Source organism: Sulfurovum lithotrophicum (assembly GCF_000987835.1).
Classification (GTDB): Bacteria; Campylobacterota; Campylobacteria; order Campylobacterales; family Sulfurovaceae; genus Sulfurovum; species Sulfurovum lithotrophicum.
Map to the genome: position 1 here is coordinate 609,747 of NZ_CP011308.1, position 19,885 is coordinate 629,631.

Below are 19,885 nucleotides of genomic sequence, written 5' to 3' on the forward strand. Positions count from 1 at the left end.
TTATTTGTCTCCGAAGAATTTGTAGAAAAAGTCTTTGACCGTTCTCATAGGGGTTCTTGAAATGGCAAGCACGCCTTTTTCCACATCTTTGTTCACGGTGGTCCCTGCAGCGATGATGACATCGTCCTCTATGCATACGGGGGCCACAAGCTGTGTGTCCGAACCAACAAAGACATTTTTGCCGATGATGGTCCTGAATTTGTTCTTCCCGTCATAGTTGCAGGTGATGACCCCCGCACCGATGTTGGAGCCTTCGCCGATTTCAGCATCGCCGATGTAGGCAAGATGCCCCACTTTGACACCGTTGAGAATGGACTTTTTCACCTCTACGAAGTTGCCGATATGCGTATCGACAAGTCTCGAACCCGGCCTGACACGGCCCATAGGCCCCACATCGGAATTTTCAAGGTAGGAATCCTCGATGACGGAATGTGCCTTAATATGGGCATTGACAAGTTGTGAGACCCCCTGTATGCGGACACCATTCTCCAGTTCGCACTCTCCCTCGAATGTGGTGCGGCAGTCGATGTAAATGGTCTCGGGCAGACGCATGGTCACGCCGGACATCATCAGTGCTTCTTTGATACGCCGCTGCATGATCTCTTCGGCCTGGGCAAGGTCGAGTTTTGAGTTGACCCCCTTGAACTCCTCCTCTTCCACATAGACGGGATGTACCGTTCTGCCTTCATCGACCGCCATTTTGACGATATCGGTAAGGTAGTACTCTTTTTGCGCATTGTCGTTGCGTAATAGTGGGATATAGCGTTCCAGCAGCGCTGTATCGACGGCATAGATACCGGCATTGACCGTTCGGGTGCAAAGCTGTGCTTCACTGCAGTCTTTTTGCTCAACGATCTCCACGACCTTGTCATCCTCGATGATCACACGGCCGTAGCCGGAGGGGTCTTCAAGCCTGATGACGGACATGTTAATATCGGCATCACCGGAAGTAAGTGCTTCCAGCGAAGACTTGGTGATCAGAGGCATGTCGCCGTTGAGGATGAGGGTACGGCTGTGTTTGGTGTGTACCCCTTTCATCGCTCCGCCTGTACCGGGAAAATTTTCGGCATCCTGCTTGTGGAAGAGAATGTTCTCGTACTCTTTTTCTATCTCTTCCTGTATCCGCCGGGCCTGATGGTGGAGTATCACAGTAATATCATCGGAGATCTCTCTGGCGGCATCGATGGCATGGAAGAGCATGGGTTTGCCTGAAATGGTATGCAGGACCTTGGGTGTGGAAGATTTCATTCTGGTACCTTGTCCAGCGGCAAGAATTACGACAGATATAGACATGTTTGAGAACCTTTTGGATAAAATTGCATTTATATTAATAGTTATTGTGATTATATCGAATTGAAATTAAGTGAGTGTAAATATGGTATGTAAACATTTTGGAAGCTGCGGTTCATGCAGCCTGTATGCGCTTGATTATGCCGGGCAGCTTGCGTTGAAAAAAAACCGTGTGTCAGAACTTCTGTCACCGTTCTATGAAGGAGAACTCGAGGTTTTCGATTCACCCGATTCACACTATCGTGCAAGGGCGGAATTCCGTATCTGGCATGAGGGTGACAGGTGTGACTATGCGATGGGGAACATTGAAAAAAAGGGTGCCGTCACCATAGAAGAGTGTCCCAAAGTGATCATAGCGATTGAAAAGCGTATGTGGAAACTGATAGAGAAGATCAATGCCTCACAGGAAGTACTGAAACAACGTCTTTTTGCCGTTGAATTTCTGGCAACAACTACGGATGAATGTCTTATTACCATGCTGTATCACCGAAAACTCGATGATGTCTGGTCAGAAAAAGCAAAGGTACTGGAAACAGAGTTGGACTGCAAGGTTATGGGAAGAAGCCGGAAGCAGAAAGTGATCCTCTCCGATGAGTTCGTGACCGAAACACTGAAAATCGATGGCAAGGAATTTACCTATGTGCAATATGAAAGCGGGTTTACCCAGCCCAACCCGGCGGTCAATATCAAGATGATAGAGTGGGCGATCAGGCAGGCCAAAAAAGTGGGTTACGGGGACTTCCTGGAGAGCTACTGCGGTCTGGGGAACTTCACGCTGCCTCTGTCACACTACTTCGACAAGGTTCTGGCAACGGAGATCTCCAAACGTTCCATCCACGCGGCACTACAGAACTGTGAACTGAACGGTGTGAAGAATATTACCTTTGCCAGACTGGCATCAGAAGAGATGACGGAAGCATTGAATAGTGTACGCGAATTCAGCCGGCTTAAAGGGATAGACCTGAAATCCTATGATTTCTCAACGGTACTGGTGGACCCGCCGCGGGCTGGTCTGGATGAGGGAACGATAGGTCTTATTTCAAATATAGACAATATTGTTTATATCTCCTGCAACCCGGAGACACTGGTACGAGACCTGGAGACATTGACAAAAACACACACTGTCATAGAAGCAGCACTCTTTGACCAGTTTCCGCATACGGAACATGTGGAAAGCGGTGTGTTTTTACAGAAGAAATAAGTTAGCTTTTTTGCTATCAAAAATTCACGTATTCTACAGCCGGAGCTATAGAGGTAGAGGATAGCTTGAATTTAAACCCATAGTGAAATTTCACCTTTAATCCTATTTTCTATTTTCTATTTTATTTGGAGCGAGTTAAAAAATATAAAATATATCATATTTATGGAAAGTAATTTCAAAGAAAAATAGCTAACAAAGCGGAGATTTCATTTTTTAAGTGCTATACTATTTGAAATCAGATGGATCATTCAATCAATATAGTTGAAATTAGCATGGATGGAGAGATATCTCAATGAACAGGTATGAAAAGCAGTTAAGTACGTTTAAAAAGTGGCTTTTGGAGATAGCAACAAAACTTGATTCCACACTTTCTGTAAAATTATGGGATGGGGAGATCATTCCTCTTGGAAAAAATGCAAAAGATGATATATTGTTCGCTATCAATTCCCAAGAAGCGGTTACCAGACTTATTTATAGACCAAAACTGGAAACGGTATTTCAGCTTTATTATGAGGGCTTTATTGAAGTAGAAGGTGGAACACCACTGGAAATGCTTAAACGGTGGGATCATATTGGCATATTAAATATTGTACGCTCAATGAGTAAGTTTGACTTGTTTAAGACATTTTGGCCTTTTGTTTTTAAAATTAAAAAAGGTACTTACGATGAACATGCCTATAGCAAAAATGTGAGTGAAAGTCGGGATGACAAGGAGCTTGTCCAGTTTCATTACGATATTTCCAATACATTTTATAAACTTTTTTTAGATGAAAATATGATCTACAGTTGTTCCTATTTTAAAACACCTGATACCTCTTTAGATCAATCACAGATTGATAAACTTGATTATATTTGTAAAAAGTTGCGTTTGAAAAAAGGTGAGAAGTTTCTTGATATTGGATGTGGGTGGGGTGGTCTTGTTTGCCATGCGGCACAATACTATGGGGTGGAGGCATACGGAGTTACCCTTTCCCAGGCACAATATGATTATGCTCAGGAGAAGATCAAACGATTGGACCTGAAGGATAAGGTAAAAGTTGAATTAAGTGATTATCGAAATATTAAGGGTAAGGAGTATTTTGACAAAATAGCACAAATAGGAATGTTCGAACATATAGGTTTTAAAAACCATGATACGTATTTTGAATTGATGAATAAACTGTTAAAGCCCAGAGGATTGTATCTTCACCATGCTATTACAAGGCGGGTGACATGGGACATCAGGAAATTTAAAAAACCGACAGCCTATCAAAAAGTCATTACTAAATATATTTTTCCTGGTGCCGAACTTGACCACATTGGTCAAACGGTAACCAATCTTGAACGTCATGGATTTGAAGTGCATGATGTGGAAAATTTGCGAGAACACTACAAAATGACTTTGGAACATTGGGTAGATCGCCTTTGGAATAATAAAGAAAAAGCTATAGAGGAAGTAGGGGTTTCAAAAATGAAACTTTGGTTGCTTTATCTATCATTGTTTGCCATTTCATTTGACCGGGGTACAAACAATTTGTATCAGACAATTTCCTCAAAAAGACGTGTAGGACCCTCCGGTCTGCCTTTGACCCGGAAAAATTTATATTGATTTGTCTGAAATTTTAAACGATCTGGAGAAATGGACCAGAAAAGGAAGTATTCCATTCTTTTTGATACGTCATTGAATAAAACTTCAGTTCCACAAGATAATATTTTCCCTCCCCAATCTGTTTTATGTCAGGTTTCTATGCGCCACCATGGAACAGACATTCTGCACCACTTTCATCCCTGCATCTTTTGCTTTTTTGGCAGCGGCATTGTTGACCAGCCCCAACTGTCCCCAGAAGACTTTGACATCGCCTCTTTCTATGCAGGCATCCGCAATGGCATCGAAAGCGGCAGGTTTCCTGAAAATGTCCACCATGTCGATCTCAAACGGTATTTCTGCGAGAGAACGGTAGACCTTTTCTCCCAGTATGGTCTCTTCTTTTGGGTAGACCGGGACGATCTTGTAGCCTACCTCCTGAAGGTAGGCGGCGACACGGTGGCTGGCTTTGGTCGGGTCCGGAGAGAGGCCGAGGACCGCGATGGTCTTTACTGTGTCGAAGATCTCTTTGATTTCTTCCTGATTGCTGTTGACTGTGGGAAATTCACATTCCATAAAAAACTCCTTTATTAACTTTCTTTACTACTGTAACCTCTATTTCCTTAAGGTTGCAATGAGCCGTTTGGGGTGAAGAAAGAGGCTCAGGGCATCTGTGACATCTTTGCACACTATGTCAGAAGCAATCAGCGTATCTTTTGCACATCCCTCTTCTCCGAAAATGGCAATGCCCAGTGTAGCGGTCTGAAGCATGGCCGCATCGTTGTTGCCGTTGCCGAGCGCTGCACAGCTCTCCGCCCCCAATTTATCGATGAAGTCGGCTTTCTCCTGTGTATGGTCGCTTCCGGAAAGCACTTTGATGGTCACCGGGCTATCGGCAAGCTGTGCAGCGACACTGCCGAAGGTATCGGCGGTGATGACATGCAGGGTGTAGCTTTGGGCAAGTGTCTTGAAGAGTACTTTGACTTCGGGATGGACCATGCCGTCTTTGGCGATAGTGCCGTTGTAGTCGCAGACAATATGTATAATATTCAGGGTTTTGTAATTAGGTATCTCTATCATTTAATCTCTCGGTGATATAATTTGGCTTATTTACTTGGTACGGTAATATTATATCAAAATAAAGGTTGCTAAATGTCATCAGTCAAATTAACGGAGTACAGTCACGGAGCAGGATGCGGATGCAAGATCTCACCTATGCTGCTCGATGAGATTTTGGAGAGTACACAAAAGACCAGTGTCTATCCGCAGCTTCTCGTAGGCAATGCGAACAAAGACGATGCAGCGGCATATGACCTTGGCAATGGAACATCCGTCCTTTCGACTACGGATTTTTTCATGCCCATCGTGGATGATGCTTTCACTTTTGGTCAGATCGCGGCAACGAATGCCCTGAGTGACATCTATGCGATGGGAGGCAAACCGCTAATGGCTATTTCCATTTTCGGATGGCCTATAGACAAACTTTCAGCAGATGTGGCAAGAGAAGTGATAGACGGTGGACGTTCCATCTGTGAAGATGCCGGCATACCGTTGGCGGGAGGTCATTCCATTGACTCACCCGAGCCTATCTTCGGGCTGGCGGCGACGGGACTGGTGGACAATGCCAACCTGATGCAGAATGACAGTGCCAAAGAAGGATGTTACATTTTCCTGACCAAACCGTTGGGTATAGGCATCCTCTCCACGGCGCAGAAACAGAAAAAGATCGAAGAGGGGCACATAGACCCGGCGATCCAGGCAATGACCACGCTCAATAAAATAGGCGCCGACCTGGCCCCGCTGGAATCTGTGGTTGCGATGACGGATGTGACCGGTTTCGGACTGCTGGGCCACTTGAGCGAGATCTGTGAAGCCAGCGACATCAGTGCACAGGTCTGGTTCGAGAAGGTACCGCTGCTTCCCAATGTGGAAAAGTACAGACAGCTTGGCTGTATTCCCGGCGGAGCGCGTAAGAACTTTGCCAGTTACGGAGACAAAATAAGTGAGATGACACAGCAGCAAAGAGAGATACTCTGTGATGCACAGACATCCGGCGGACTGCTTGTGATCGTTAAAAAAGATGGCATTGAAGCATTCAAAAAGGTGACTGAAGCTGCCGGACTGATGCTTGAGCCTATCGGAGAGACCATAGCAAAAAGCCGGCATCTGGTCGAGGTTCTCTAGGTGGAGGAACTTCCGCAAAGCAGCGATTTCCGATCGATCGTTTTGAACAACATACCGCTCATAGATGTCCGGGCACCCGTCGAATTCGCAAAAGGTGCTTTCCCCCATGCCGTGAACCTGCCTCTTATGAACGATGAAGAACGGCATGTCGTGGGCATCAAATACAAAGAAGAGGGGAACGCCGAAGCGGTCAAACTGGGGCATGCTCTGGTAAGAGGTGATCTAAAAGAGGCGCGCATTAAAGCATGGACGGATTTCATCGCAAGTCATCCCGATGCAATGCTCTACTGTTTCAGAGGAGGGCAGCGTTCACAGATATCACAGGAGTGGCTCGCTGAAAACGGCAGGGAGATCGTACGGCTCAAAGGTGGCTACAAGGCATTCCGGAACTGGCTGATGCAGGAGACTGAAAAAGCTGTGGAGCAGTTCAAACCCATCGTGCTTGGTGGCCGTACAGGTTCGGGGAAGACCATACTTCTGAAAAAACTGCAGAATGCTATTGACCTGGAAGGCCTGGCGAATCATAGAGGCTCATCTTTTGGGCGTGATATCACACCGCAGCCTACACTGATTGATTTTGAGAATGCTTTGGCCTATGACCTGATACAGAAACTCGATCAGGGATTTGAACATCTGGTCTTTGAAGATGAAGGAAAGTGTGTTGGGCGGATCTATCTACCCAAAACACTGGTGGAGCATCTCTCCGAGGCACCGCTTGTGGTGCTTGAAACACCGACAGAGGAGCGGATAGAGATCACCTTTGACGAGTATGTCTCCAAAGCACATGAAAAATACAAAGAGGTCTATCCTTTTGACTACCTGAAAGTCTGGACCGAAGATATGCATGAGGCGATGAAAAGGATACAGAAAAGGCTTGGTGGACAGCGCTACAAGATCGTCTGTGAAATATTCGAGGATGCATTGAAAGAGCAGAAGAAGAACGGTTCGCTTGAGGAATACAAAGTGTGGATCGCCTATCTTCTAAGCGAATACTATGACCCGATGTATGATTACCAGATAGAGAGGAATGCCTCGAGAATACTGTTCCGGGGAAATGCTCAGGAGATCGAAGCGTTTTTGAAAGATTACAGATAGGATGAATTAGCTTTCTTTTAGGTATAATTTCGCCAATTTATAACGTAGGAAATATTATGTTGGATTTAGCAAGCATCAGACAGGCCTATGAAAGGGTGCAGGGTGTCGTACACCGTACCCCTTTCTCCTATGCCCCCATCCTTTCACAGATCAGCGGATATGAAGTCTACCTCAAGAAGGAGAACCTTCAGCGTACGGGTGCCTTCAAACTGCGGGGTGCCTTCAACCGAATCGCTTCTCTTGTCGAGAAAGGTGACAGAGGCGGTGTGGTAGCGGCATCGGCGGGGAACCATGCCCAGGGTGTGGCTTTTGCTGCTAAACATTTCGGTATAGAAGCAACGATCGTGATGCCGGAATCCACTCCGCTGACCAAAGTGCAGGGTGTCAAGGAATTCGGTGCCAATGTCATTCTTCACGGAAGCAACTATGATGAAGCGTATGCCTATGCCGTGACCTTTGGAAAAGAGAACAACTTTACCTTCGTGCACCCTTTTACCGATGAAGAGGTGATGGCAGGCCAGGGGACCATTACGCTTGAAATGCTTGAAGATGTTGAAGACCTTGATGCTATGATCGTTCCGGTCGGTGGCGGCGGACTGATAAGCGGAATGTCCGTTGCGGCCAAAGCATTGAAACCCGACATGAAGATCATCGCGGTCTCAGCCGAAGGAGCACCTGCCATGAAGAACTCCTACGATGCCAAACGGCCGTTGGATACGCTTTCGGTCCGGACCATTGCAGACGGGATCGCAGTACGTGACACGTCACCGATCACGTTGGAGTATATTTTGAAAAATGTGGACAGTTTTGAGTCTGTCTGTGACGACGAGATCGCTTCAGCCATTCTCTTTCTGCTTGAAAAACAGAAAGTACTGGTCGAAGGTGCCGGATCGGTCGGGGTGGCTGCCTTGATGCACGGCAAGATCGATCTGTCAAAGGGTGCCAAAGTGGGAATCGTTCTCAGCGGAGGGAATATCGATGTCACAATGCTCTCACTGATCATTGAAAAGGGTCTGATGAAGTCTGCAAGAAAAATGAAGCTGATGGTCACGCTGGTCGACAAACCGGGAGCCCTTCAGTCATTTACTCAGATACTTACCGAGGTGGGTGCCAACATCGTACAGATAGGTTACGACAGAACTTCGATCGATCTTGAATTTGGAGATGCGCATGTCTCCGTAGCACTTGAGACCAAAGGCGAGGAGCATCAGGCCCTGATACGCAAAAAGCTTGAAGAGGGCGGTTTTGCCTTCAGAGAAGAACACTGATTACTGTGTAAAGTGAGGAGTGAAGAGTGGGGAGTGAGGAATATGTTGTTGCATTAGATCTCGGGTCCAATACCCTTCGTGTGACGAAACTGGAGTGTTGGAGCGGAAGGTTTATTGCTGCCTATGAAAAGATCGTCAAAACGGCCGATATGCTGGAGCGTACGGGAGTGATCCATCATGAAGCTGTAGACCGTGTGATCTATGCGATTAAAGAGGCGAAACAAAAGATCAATTTCTCCGATGCAAAGGTCAGAGCGGTTGCCACTGAAGCAATTCGCCAGGCGCTGAACAGTAAAGATGTCCTTGCCAGGATCAAAAAAGAGACAGGGATAGGCTTTGAGATCATTTTGGGAGAGGAAGAGGCACGTCTTACCCTGCTTGCGGTAAAGCATCGCCTGGAAAAACTGCATTTTGCCGCCAAAGATTTCGTACTTGTCGATATCGGCGGAGGGTCAACGGAACTGATCTTCCGTTATGGAGAAGAGGTATTCTCCAAAAGCTTCCCTGTCGGTATTGTTACGATTGCCCAGCGCTATGAAACACTTGAACAGATAGAAACTGCTCTCCCCGAAGTGATGCTCGATATACAGATGTACTGCGCCGAGGTCTATGCGACGAAAGGAAGGCCGGAAGCGTTCATTGCGACTGCAGGTACGCCTACCACGGTAGCAGCCATGAAACTCGGGCAGACCTATGAGAACTATGATGCCAAAAAGATCAATGGGACTTCACTCAAACAGGAGGAGCTGGACCTCTATCTGAAAAAACTCCTCTCCATGCCTTTTGAAGAACGGGAGATCATGGTCGGTACAGGCAGAAGCGATCTGATCGCCGCAGGTATACTGATCTTTAAAGAGATTTACAATATTGTGGAATTTGAATCATGTATTGTGATCGATGATGGGTTGCGTGAGGGTGTTGCACTGGATAGTTGTAAAGAATAAAATAGCCACACTTCCCGTTGTGAACAAAAGGAATAAAGAATAGAGTTTGTTTGCAACACTCTTTCTTACAGTTTGGTTAGTGTGGTACTCAGAGGTGTCTTTGTCATATATACAAGGGGGGGGAGATATACTTTTTCCACCTCTTGAATAAAATTATAGACAAAGAGTTTGTCAAATCTTGTCAAAAAGAGATTTTTCTCTACTTTTATTTTGTTTGTAAAATATAACCTACCCCGTAGGCACTTTTAATCGTATCTTTGGGCAGTTTCTGTCTCAGCCGTTTCATCAGGGAAGCAATAGCATGGGAGGAGAAGTCCCGTTCCGGTTGGTCTTCATATAGGTGATTGTATATGTCTATGGCTGAAACACTCTGGTTCGGATGTGAGCAGAGCAGTGACATGACTTTGCGTTCCCTGGGTTTCAGCACTATTTCTTCAGCATCATGAAACAGTTTTTGATTCAAAGTATCCCAGTAAAAAGCCTCTTTTAATGCAAGTGTATGCCTTTGGGACCTCAACTCGTCGACCAGTGACAAGAGAAGGGTTTTGAGCCGGTCACTCTGTACAGGTTTGATGAGGTACTTGACCAAATGCAGTTCTATGGCCTGCAAAAGTCTCTCCTGATCGGAGTGTGCCGAAGTGATGATGATCTTTGTTTTTCGGTCATTTTCTCTGATCTTTCTTATCATAGCAAGTCCGTCGAGACGTGGCATGTTGATATCGGCAATAATAATATCGGGATGGTGTTTTAAGTAGCTTTGGTACGCTTCCTGACCATCTTTCGCCCTGTACACCTTTTCAAAAAAGAGTTCAAGGTACTCCGTCATGGAATCCAGAAGTGCCTCTTCATCTTCGGCGATCAGAATGGAGACATCAGTGATCTGGCTGTGTGGCATCTGTTTTTCCTGTTTTAGATTGGCGGGGAAGAGTGATCCTGAACAGTGCACCATCCTGGGTATTGGAGATAGAGAGTGTTCCATCCATGTTCTTCTCTATGATCATTTTTGAAATGTAAAGTCCCAGTCCCGTACCGAGTGATTTGTGTTTGGTTGTGAAGTAGGGGTCGAAGATACGGTGTATATTCTCCTGCTGCACGCCTCCCGCATTGTCGCCGATATCGAGGACCACATCCTTACCGTTTTCGTAAAGTCTAAGCGATATATCGGGATCTTTTGTCTTTCTATGAAGAAGGGTGTCTTTTGCGTTGTGCAGAATGGAGATGACTACCTGCATGTATTCGTTCATGTATCCTTCGACAGCCTCTTCGGAACTGATTTCGAATGTGAGGGAGACCCCCGCTTTTTTCAGCATAGGATCTGTGATCTCAAGCGTATGTCTGACCACTTCGGAAATGAGAAAAAGATTTTTCTCCTTTTTTGGATGAAAGAAATGCATGAAGTCATCTATGGTCTTTGACATATACTGGATATTGTTCTCCATTTCCTGAAGCTTTTCGGCCAGTTCAGTGCTTCGCAGGGCCTCCTGCTGATTCTTCTCTTTAAGAATGGAGATCAGTGTATTGTTCAATGCCAGAGGCTGACGCCACTGATGTGCGATATTGGCTATCATCTCCCCCATATCTGCCATTTTGGCCTTCTGAAACAGCAGTTCCTCTTTCTCTTTGATCTCCTGCATGGAGGCACGCAGGGCAAGGTCTTTCTCCTTGAGTTCTTCAATGGTATGAATGAGCCGGTCTTTGTACTCCTTTTCAATATACAGGCCGCACTCAAGCGCTTTCATTTTTTCGATCAGCCCTGCGATCTTCTCTTTTTGTATGATCGACCCATGCTGCGGTGCTATCATTTCCAGCTCAAGCTTCTCGATCTTGGTGAGAGCATAGTTAAAGATGTCCCTGCTGGGCATATATTCGGCATGAAAGGGCTTTGCTTTCTCGAAGTAGTCCTTACCTGCAAAAAATTCCCATGATTCTTCGATACCTCCGAAGATATCACCTGAAAAAAGTGTTTTGGTGAAAGGCTCATAGGTAACAAAGGCTCCGGGAGAGTGGCAGTAAGGTGTGGTGACGAACTGTAGGTGCAGATCACCGCTTACAAGCTGATGGCCGTGTTTGTCTATCTCGTAGTAATCTGACCTGATAAGGTAGTGTTTGACCAGCGGGACCATCCTACTGTGTGTAATGACAAGAAGATCGGAGCGGTCTATCAGTTTTTCCATTTCCGGGACGGCTGCGGCAAGATCGGGATCCTGGTGGTGCAAAATGATATATTTGATGTTTTTCATCGAGGAGATCGTGTTGACCTTCCTGACAACTGCTTCAAATTCAAGCATGGAACCGGGGTCTATCAATATTGATTCATCACCATTCTCTATGAAGTAGGGGTGACACTGGAAAGGATCATTCTCCAGATACATTCCTATCCAGTAAATATGTTTCGCTATCTCTACGGCTTGTGTAAAATCCATAGAAGAGTATAATGAAATCAGCTGAGTATTTTGATGATTCTAATCAATAAAAAAGGACTATTTTTATCTGATTTTATACGAATTTGTATCCACTCTAATATTATTTTGCTATAATCAGTAAAAAATTAATGGAGTGTAGACCATGCAGATGAGTGGTGCACAAATGGTGTGTGAGGCGATCATCGCCGAGGGTGTGAAGACCGTATTTGGTTACCCCGGCGGTGCGATCATGCACGTTTACGATGAAATTTACAAGCAGAACGGTTTTGAACATATTCTCAATCGTCATGAGCAGGCAGCGGTACATGCAGCGGACGGATATGCAAGAGCGACAGGCAAGGTCGGAGTTGCCATGGTGACATCGGGACCGGGCTTTACCAATGCAGTCACCGGACTGGCGACAGCCTATATGGATTCCATCCCTATGGTCGTGATCTCCGGGCAGGTACCTTTGTCACTTATTGGTACGGACGGTTTTCAGGAGATCGATGCCGTAGGTATTTCCAGACCCTGTACGAAGCATAATTTTCTGGTACGTTCACTTGAAGAGCTCCCTCGTATACTCAAAGAAGCTTTCTACATTGCAAGAAGCGGAAGACCGGGGCCTGTACTGGTGGATGTTCCCAAAGATATCACAGTAGAGATCGGTGAATTCAGTTATCCGGATTCTGTGAATATCCCAAGTTACAAACCGACCTACAAAGGGAATAAAAGACAGATAGAAAAAGCGGTCGAAGCGATCAAAAAAGCGAAGAAGCCACTGTTGTATATTGGTGGCGGTGTCGTGCTTTCCAACGCCTATAAACTGGTACGCCAATTGGCTGAAACAACACAGATACCTGCAGTGGAAACACTGATGGCAAGAGGCGTCATGGGTGCGAAGAATCCACTTTTGCTCGGAATGCTCGGGATGCACGGAAACTATGCTTCCAATATGGCAATGTCCGAGACGGATCTTGTCATCTCTCTGGGTGCAAGATTCGATGACAGGGTAACGGGAAAACTTTCCGAATTCGCCAAATATGCAGATATCATCCATGTGGATATCGATCCCGCAAATATTGCAAAACTGGTCGATGTGGACTACCCGATCGTTGGTGATATCACACAGGTACTTGAGCAGATGCTTCCATTGCTTGACGATGTGAATACCGAGCGGTATCATGCCTGGAGGGAGATCCTCAAGCGTTACGATGAACTGCATCCACAATCCTATGTCGATTCGGATGAGGTCATCAAGCCGCAGTGGGCTATTGAACGTATCGGAGAACTTATCGGTGAAGATGCCATCATCACTTCTGATGTCGGCCAGCATCAGATGTGGGCGGCACAGCACTATCCGTTTGACAGGCCGCGCCAGTGGATCAACTCAGGTGGTCTGGGAACGATGGGCTTCGGTTTTCCCGCAGCTATTGGTGCCAAAAGGGCTTTTCCTGAGAAGACGGTCATCAATGTGACCGGTGACGGATCGATCCTGATGAATATGCAGGAACTTGTGACGGCTGCCGAGTATAAAACACCGGTGATCAATATGATCCTCAACAACCATTTCCTCGGAATGGTAAGACAGTGGCAGACCTTCTTTTATGAAAAACGCTACTCCGAGACAGACTTGAGTTTTCAACCAAACTGGAAAGCACTTGCTGAAGCCTGCGGTGGTATAGGGTACGATGTCACAACAAAAGAGGAATTCGATGCGGCGATCAAAGATGCAATTGAACAGGACAAGGTCTGTTTCATGAACGTTGCGGTCAACCGCTTTGAAAATGTACTGCCTATGGTGCCTGCAGGCGGGGCACTTTTCAACATGATGCTGCCTCAGAAAACCGAAACACATGGGGAGGAGAAGTAATGAGTGGAAATATCAATGAAAGACGCGTTATCTCTGTCGTTGTCATGAATGAAAGTTCGGTACTTGCAAGGGTAACGGCACTCTTTGCCGGACGGGGGTACAACATCGAGTCTCTGACCGTTGCGCCCATCCCCGAGAGTGACATGTCGCATATCACCATTGCGACCAAAGGGAATGCAAAGGTGATGGAGCAGATCACCAAGCAGCTGCATAAACTCATTCCGGTCTACAAGGTCATCGAGCATGAGGAGATGGTGGAAAAAGAGATGGTTCTTATCAAATTCCCTATTGCCGAGAACCTCAGTGACATTCAGGCTCTTTGTAAAGCGTATAACGGCGGTATCGTCAATGTGGGTAAAGAGATGGTCATCGCACAGGTAGCGGATGAACCCAAACGTATCAAACATTTCATCGAAGCGGCACATCGTTACAACCCTTGCGAAATCGTACGAGGCGGTGTGGTTGCCATAGAACGGTAATTTCCCGTAGGGTGTGCATTTCACACCAAAAATATGATGAATATATGGTGTGAAATTGCACACCCTACAGAAGGATCGATATGACTTACAAACTTTCCCAAATTGCAGAAACGATCGGACTGGATTATCAGGGCAGAGATATCGATATCGATGGTATCCATACGCTCAGTGAAGCCTCTCCTTCCCAACTCAGTTTTTTTAACGATGCAAAGTATGCCTCCCAACTCTCTAAGACCAAAGCAGGTGCTGTATTGATCGATGCCAAGCATGCCAAACTGCTGCCTGAAACGAGTATTGCGTTGATCACGGATGAACCTTACCTGAAACTCGCACTGGCATCCAGGCTCTTCACGCAGAAGATCACGACAAAGGGAGATGTCCCCAAGAGAGGTAAAAATTGCGATATTGATGTACAGGTGCGTTTCGGTAAAAATGTGACCCTGGGTGACAATGTGACCATTCTGGCTGGCTGTTACCTGGGTGACAATGTGACTGTAGGCTCAAACACGCTCCTGCATCCCAATGTAACACTCTACCACGGTACGCAGATTGGGGAGCGGTGCATCATTCACAGCGGTACGGTCATCGGCTCTGACGGATACGGTTTTGCCCATACAAGAACAGGAGAACATGTCAAGATCTATCAGAACGGCAATGCGGTCATCGAAGATGATGTCGAGATCGGTGCGAACTGTACGATCGACAGAGCGGTATTTGGTACGACCTATGTACGAAAAGGCACCAAGATAGACAACCTCATACAGATCGCACACAACTGTGATGTAGGGGAACACTGTCTGTTCGCTTCTCAGGTGGGGCTTTCCGGTTCCTCAACACTGGGCAGGAATGTGGTCATGGGAGGACAGAGTGCCACCACCGGGCATTTGAGTATCGGTGATTTCTCGACACTGGTGGGACGTTGTGTGGCGACGAAGTCACTTGAAGGCGGTAAGACCTATGGCGGTTTCCCGGCGATCGAACATAGAATGTGGCTTCGTCTGCAGGCTAAAATATCCGGATTGATCAAAAAGAAAAAATAGTTAGAGTATTTGTGCTATAATCGTTTCTATAAAATTATTTTTTAGGAGTTTTTATGAGCGGAACAATAACTAAAATAGACGAATTGGTATTGAGCGGCACAAAGGACGGAAAGATCACGATAACAACGATCAGTGAGCCTTACGGTGCAGGAAGTGAAAGTGTGGCAAGCATAGGGATCTCTCTTCAGGCAGGTACCGAAGAACCGGACTGGAAAGTACATATTCCAAAAGAGAATATCGATGCGGTTATCGCCGCACTTCAGGAAGCTAAAAAAACGTTATAAAAATACAGTATTGAAAGTCCGCAATTTTTATTCAGCGGCTTTCATCTCTTTGTACTGGGCAAGTGCTTTGTTCATAGAATCCCGGTCGGGAATCTTACGTCCCGCAATATAACCTACAATATTCCCTTCTTCATCGAATTTCGGTTTGATCCAGACCACGACAAGGTAGTATTTGCCTTCACTTGTCATGTTTTTGACATAGCCTTCCCAGTAGTTTCCTCCTTTGATCGTCTCCCATAAACCTTTGAACGCAGCTTTTGGCATGTCCGGATGTCGATTGATGCTGTGCGGTGAACCGATCAGTTCTTCCTTTGTATATCCTGTCAGCTCTCTGAATTTACGATTGGCATAGGTAATGATACCGGCTGTATCCGTTTCCGTGATCATGACACCGCCGTCGAAAGGAACTTCTTCATCGACGGGATCAGGCTTGACGATCTCTTTATCTGTAATAATGTTTTTGATTGTTCTTCCCATTTTTTTCCTTGTATGACTTTAGAAAAAATAAAACCGGTTTGAAAGGCGTATCAGGGAGGCATGATAACCTGGCAAACTTCATGAGTCCCATGGCTTTCCGTCCCTGTTTTGCAACAGGTTTGGCTTTTTCAATTTATTTTAGATGATTATATCACTGATTTACTTTAATATATTAACAAAGTATTAAAAATGACTTCAATGACTTTAACGATACTTTGCTACAATTGCACTTAAAGATTATGCGTATTATACGCGATAAAAGGAAGCGTGTGTCTGTTACCGAAACAATTAACTCACTATTGGAAAAGCGTATTTTGGTCATAGACGGTGCTATGGGTACGCAGATACAGGATCTTGACGTACCAAAAGAAGCGTGGATCGATCACAGTGGCAAAGAGCAGGAAGGCTGCAACGAACTGCTCAACGATACTGCAGCCGACCTGATCAAACGTATCCATAAACGCTACGCGATGGCGGGTGCTGACCTGATAAAAACCAATACTTTTGGTACCATGCCCTGGGTACTCGATGAATACCAGATGGGTGAGCGTGCCTATGAGCTCTCTAAAAAAGGGGCGGAACTGGTCAAAGAGATCTGTGTGGAGTATGGGACAGAGGTTTCACCGAAATTCGTACTCGGCTCCATCGGCCCGGGAACCAAACTGCCTTCCCTTGGACATATTCATTATGACGAGATGTATGAGGGCTACAAAAAAGTGGCTTTGGGGCTGATCGACGGTGGATGCGACGTATTTTTACTTGAAACATGTCAGGACCCTCTTCAGATCAAAGCAGCACTGCATGCCTGTCAGGATGCCGGTAAAGATCGTGGTGCTGAACTGCCGGTTATGGTTTCTGTGACCATTGAACTGAGCGGCTCCATGCTCATCGGTACGGATGCAGCCACCATTGTGACGATCATGGAGCCGTTTGACATTCTCTCTCTTGGCTTCAACTGTGGAACCGGTCCCGATCAGGTGAAGAAACATCTCAAAACGCTGAGTGAACTGTGCAATATTCCTATCTCCGTACATGCCAATGCAGGCTTGCCGCAAAACCGCGGGGGGTATACCTATTATCCGATGGGACCGGACGAATTCACGCAAAAACAGCTGGAATTTACGGAGTTTGACGGTGTAAGTTTTCTTGGCGGCTGCTGTGGTACGACGCCGCAGCATATACAGGCACTCAAGAAAGCCGTAGAGACCATAATACCAAAGAAATCCACAGGAACCATCGAGCCTTCCATCGCATCGCTTTTCAATACGACAGAACTTTTCCAGAAACCTGCACCTTTGCTCATTGGGGAGCGAAGTAACGCGACGGGATCCAAAGCATTCAGGGAGCTCATTATTGCGAGTGACTATGAAGGTACACTGACCGTGGGCCAGGCACAGGTACGTGACGGGGCACACTGTCTCGATGTGAACGTGGAGTTTGCAGGACGTGATGGTGCGGCGGATATGAAAGAGGTGATGGAGCTCTATAACCAGAAGATACCGCTGCCCCTGATGCCGGATGCTACCCGTGTGAACACAATGGAAGCTGCGCTCAAATGCATTGGCGGAAAACCCATCATCAACTCGGTCAATCTGGAAGATGGAGAAGAGAAGCTCGATGACATCTGTCGTCTTGCTAAAAAGTTCGGTGCCGCACTTGTTTGTCTGACCATCGACGAGAAAGGAATGGCAAAGACCACAGAGGAAAAATTACGTATCGCCGAACGTATTTATGACCTTTGTGTCAACCGTCATGGGATCGATCCGAGAAACCTTATTTTTGACATGCTGACTTTTACGGTCGGTTCGGGTGACCTTGAGTACCGTGATGCGGCCATCCAGACACTTGAAGCGATCAGACAACTGCATAAAAGGCATCCTGAAGTAGGTTCAACGCTGGGGCTCTCGAATATTTCGTTTGGACTCGACAAGAATGCAAGAGTCTATCTTAACTCGGTTTTTTTGCATCACTGTATACAGGCGGGTATGACCTCGGTGATCATCAACGTCAAACATATTATACCCCTGGCGAAGATGAGCCGTGAAGATATCGATATCTGTGAAGAATTGCTTTTCAATCCTGATGACAATTCGCTTTTCAAGTTCATAGAACACTTCTCTGATAAAACGGTAGATGATTCCGGGACTGATGAAGAGTATGAGGCGATGAACAGCGAGGAGAAGATCGCCAAACTGCTGCTGGACGGGGACAAAGAGCGTATGATTCCTCTAGTCGAAGAAGCAAGAAAAGAGATCGATCCGGACAGGATCGTCAACGAAATCCTCATTGATGCGATGAAAGTAGTCGGTGAACTCTTTGGTTCAGGTCAGATGCAGCTTCCTTTTGTTCTGCAGTCGGCAGAAACAATGAAAGCGACAGTCGATTACCTGAATCCCTACCTGACAAAGCAGGAGAAGGAAACCGATACGACACTGGTGATCGGAACGGTCAAAGGTGATGTACACGATGTAGGTAAGAATCTGGTCGATATTATCCTCTCCAATAACGGGTTCAAAGTCATCAATGTCGGTATCAAAACTGAACTTGATACTTATCTTGAAGCCCATAAAGAACACAAGGTGCAGGCGATCGGCATGAGCGGACTGCTGGTGAAATCCACAGCGGTGATGAAAGACAACCTGGAAACCATGGCAGAAATGGGTATGACCATACCTATCCTTCTGGGTGGTGCGGCACTGACACGCTCATTTGTCGATGACTTCTGCCGACCTATCTACAAAGGGCCCATCTTCTACTGCCGTGATGCTTTTGACGGGGTGATCGCAATGAGTCGTATCGAAAAATACAATGAAGATCCTTCTGTTGGTCTTGATACCCGTCTGCCTGCTGATATGGTAAAAAGAGAAAAGAAGAAAGAAAAGAAAGAGGTGGTTATTCCGCCTTTTGAAGAGATACAGATGCCTGAACCGGTTGATATCCCCACGCCGCCGTTCTGGGGTAGACGGGTACTTCAAAAAAAGGATCTTGATCTGAGCATGGTCTTTGACTGGGTGAACAAAAAGTCGGTCATCAAGATGCACTGGGGTTACAAGAGCAAAGGGATGACCAAGGAGGCATATCAGAAACTGCTGGATGAAACAGTTTATCCTGCCTATGAACGTCTTAAGCATGAGTTCATTGATAAAGATCTCTTCGACCCGACGATCATTTACGGCTATTATCCCGTACGAAGTAACGACCGTGAATTGCTGGTTTTTTCCGAGAACGAGGGATGGAATGTCGATGAAAATGCCGACAGGGAACCTTTCAAAGAAGTAGTAGGCCGGGCGGAGTATGTCTTTTCATTCCCGAGACAGAGAAGAAAACCCTACAGGGCGTTGAGTGACTTTTTCAGGCATGAGCGGCATGATGTGCTGGGTATCACCTGTGTAAGTGCCGGTTCCAAATTTTCAGCCTACGAGAAAGAACTTTACGATGCGGGTAAATACCTTGAGTACAACATGGTACACGGTTTCTCGGTAGAGCTTGCCGAAGCCCTTGCCGAAGTAGCACATAAACAGATACGTATGGATCTCGGTATTCTCAAAGAAGATGAGGGTGCTACGCTCAGGGATGTCCGAATGAACCGCTATCGGGGTGCAAGATATTCATTTGGCTATGCGGCCTGCCCGGACCTTGAGCAGAGCCGTATCATTTTTGATCTGCTAAAGCCTGAAGAGTTTGGTATTGAGCTGAGTGAAACCTTCCAGATACATCCGGAACAAAGTACGACGGCTTTGGTGGTGCACCACCCCAAAGCGAGCTACTACGCCGTATAAAAATA

Annotated in this window: 17 protein-coding genes and 1 riboswitch; of the genes, 11 read left to right on the forward strand and 6 right to left on the reverse strand. The window is 46.2% G+C overall.

All coding sequences use genetic code 11. From position 1 onward, the window contains the following. Complete coding sequence (gene glmU / locus YH65_RS02900; protein WP_046550549.1) at positions 1–1,293, reverse strand: bifunctional UDP-N-acetylglucosamine diphosphorylase/glucosamine-1-phosphate N-acetyltransferase GlmU; 1,293 nt, start codon at positions 1,291–1,293, stop codon at positions 1–3. Between the two features lie 82 nt (positions 1,294–1,375). On the opposite strand from glmU, the gene trmA reads away from it, so the two are divergent. Both trmA and YH65_RS02910 read left to right on the forward strand, forming a co-directional pair. After that, the gene (gene trmA / locus YH65_RS02905) at positions 1,376–2,491 is read left to right on the forward strand and encodes a tRNA (uridine(54)-C5)-methyltransferase TrmA (protein WP_046550550.1); all 1,116 of its coding nucleotides are present in this window, start codon (positions 1,376–1,378) and stop codon (positions 2,489–2,491) included. A 292-nt stretch (positions 2,492–2,783) separates the two neighbouring features. Further along, complete coding sequence (locus tag YH65_RS02910; RefSeq protein ID WP_046550551.1) at positions 2,784–4,079, forward strand: SAM-dependent methyltransferase; 1,296 nt, start codon at positions 2,784–2,786, stop codon at positions 4,077–4,079. A 123-nt stretch (positions 4,080–4,202) separates the two neighbouring features. Here the strand turns inward: YH65_RS02910 and YH65_RS02915 are convergent, their stop codons facing one another. Together YH65_RS02915 and YH65_RS02920 are read right to left on the reverse strand one after the other, a co-directional pair. After that, a complete protein-coding gene (locus YH65_RS02915) occupies positions 4,203–4,631 on the reverse strand; it encodes a CoA-binding protein (RefSeq protein WP_046550552.1) in 429 nt (142 codons plus the stop codon). Positions 4,632–4,670: 39 nt separating this feature from the next. Further along, complete coding sequence (locus YH65_RS02920; RefSeq protein WP_046550553.1) at positions 4,671–5,135, reverse strand: HAD family hydrolase; 465 nt, start codon at positions 5,133–5,135, stop codon at positions 4,671–4,673. Between the two features lie 72 nt (positions 5,136–5,207). Here YH65_RS02920 and selD point away from each other — a divergent pair, with 72 nt between their 5' ends. The 4 genes from selD to YH65_RS02940 are packed head-to-tail and all read left to right on the forward strand — an operon-like array spanning position 5,208 to position 9,546. Beyond that, the gene (gene selD / locus YH65_RS02925) at positions 5,208–6,239 is read left to right on the forward strand and encodes a selenide, water dikinase SelD (RefSeq protein WP_046550554.1); all 1,032 of its coding nucleotides are present in this window, start codon (positions 5,208–5,210) and stop codon (positions 6,237–6,239) included. Next, positions 6,240–7,334, forward strand: a complete 1,095-nt coding sequence (gene mnmH, locus YH65_RS02930) for a tRNA 2-selenouridine(34) synthase MnmH (RefSeq protein WP_046550555.1) — start codon at positions 6,240–6,242, stop codon at positions 7,332–7,334. It begins immediately after the preceding gene. Between the two features lie 56 nt (positions 7,335–7,390). Then, on the forward strand, positions 7,391–8,602 hold the full coding sequence (ilvA, locus tag YH65_RS02935) for a threonine ammonia-lyase (protein ID WP_046550556.1): 1,212 nt from the start codon (positions 7,391–7,393) through the stop codon (positions 8,600–8,602). Positions 8,603–8,628: 26 nt separating this feature from the next. Then, the gene (locus YH65_RS02940) at positions 8,629–9,546 is read left to right on the forward strand and encodes a Ppx/GppA phosphatase family protein (RefSeq protein ID WP_046550557.1); all 918 of its coding nucleotides are present in this window, start codon (positions 8,629–8,631) and stop codon (positions 9,544–9,546) included. Positions 9,547–9,751: 205 nt separating this feature from the next. On the opposite strand, the gene YH65_RS02945 is transcribed toward YH65_RS02940, so the two are convergent. Both YH65_RS02945 and YH65_RS02950 read right to left on the reverse strand, forming a co-directional pair. Then, the gene (locus tag YH65_RS02945) at positions 9,752–10,441 is read right to left on the reverse strand and encodes a response regulator transcription factor (protein WP_046550558.1); all 690 of its coding nucleotides are present in this window, start codon (positions 10,439–10,441) and stop codon (positions 9,752–9,754) included. Further along, entirely contained in the window at positions 10,419–11,969 is a 1,551-nt protein-coding gene (locus YH65_RS02950; protein WP_046550559.1) for an oxygen-binding di-iron domain-containing protein, read from the reverse strand. Before YH65_RS02950 ends, YH65_RS02945 begins: the two co-directional genes overlap by 23 nt. A gap of 142 nt (positions 11,970–12,111) precedes the next feature. On the opposite strand from YH65_RS02950, the gene YH65_RS02955 reads away from it, so the two are divergent. The 4 genes from YH65_RS02955 to YH65_RS02970 all read left to right on the forward strand — a co-directional run bounded on the left by YH65_RS02955 (position 12,112) and on the right by YH65_RS02970 (position 15,624). Beyond that, the gene (locus YH65_RS02955; protein ID WP_046550560.1) at positions 12,112–13,821 is read left to right on the forward strand and encodes an acetolactate synthase large subunit; all 1,710 of its coding nucleotides are present in this window, start codon (positions 12,112–12,114) and stop codon (positions 13,819–13,821) included. After that, on the forward strand, positions 13,821–14,300 hold the full coding sequence (ilvN, locus tag YH65_RS02960; protein WP_046550561.1) for an acetolactate synthase small subunit: 480 nt from the start codon (positions 13,821–13,823) through the stop codon (positions 14,298–14,300). Before YH65_RS02955 ends, ilvN begins: the two co-directional genes overlap by 1 nt. A gap of 80 nt (positions 14,301–14,380) precedes the next feature. Further along, the gene (lpxD, locus tag YH65_RS02965; RefSeq protein WP_046550562.1) at positions 14,381–15,340 is read left to right on the forward strand and encodes a UDP-3-O-(3-hydroxymyristoyl)glucosamine N-acyltransferase; all 960 of its coding nucleotides are present in this window, start codon (positions 14,381–14,383) and stop codon (positions 15,338–15,340) included. Between the two features lie 53 nt (positions 15,341–15,393). Then, positions 15,394–15,624: a hypothetical protein gene (locus YH65_RS02970; protein WP_046550563.1), complete on the forward strand. Its 231-nt coding sequence runs from the start codon at positions 15,394–15,396 to the stop codon at positions 15,622–15,624. Between the two features lie 27 nt (positions 15,625–15,651). Here the strand turns inward: YH65_RS02970 and YH65_RS02975 are convergent, their stop codons facing one another. Continuing rightward, positions 15,652–16,101: a PAS domain-containing protein gene (locus YH65_RS02975; protein WP_046550564.1), complete on the reverse strand. Its 450-nt coding sequence runs from the start codon at positions 16,099–16,101 to the stop codon at positions 15,652–15,654. A gap of 59 nt (positions 16,102–16,160) precedes the next feature. Continuing rightward, positions 16,161–16,235, reverse strand: a riboswitch (cyclic di-GMP riboswitch). Between the two features lie 135 nt (positions 16,236–16,370). Between YH65_RS02975 and metH the strand changes: the two genes are divergently transcribed. Next, positions 16,371–19,880: a methionine synthase gene (gene metH / locus YH65_RS02980; protein WP_046550565.1), complete on the forward strand. Its 3,510-nt coding sequence runs from the start codon at positions 16,371–16,373 to the stop codon at positions 19,878–19,880. The last annotated feature ends 5 nt before the right edge of the window (positions 19,881–19,885 follow it).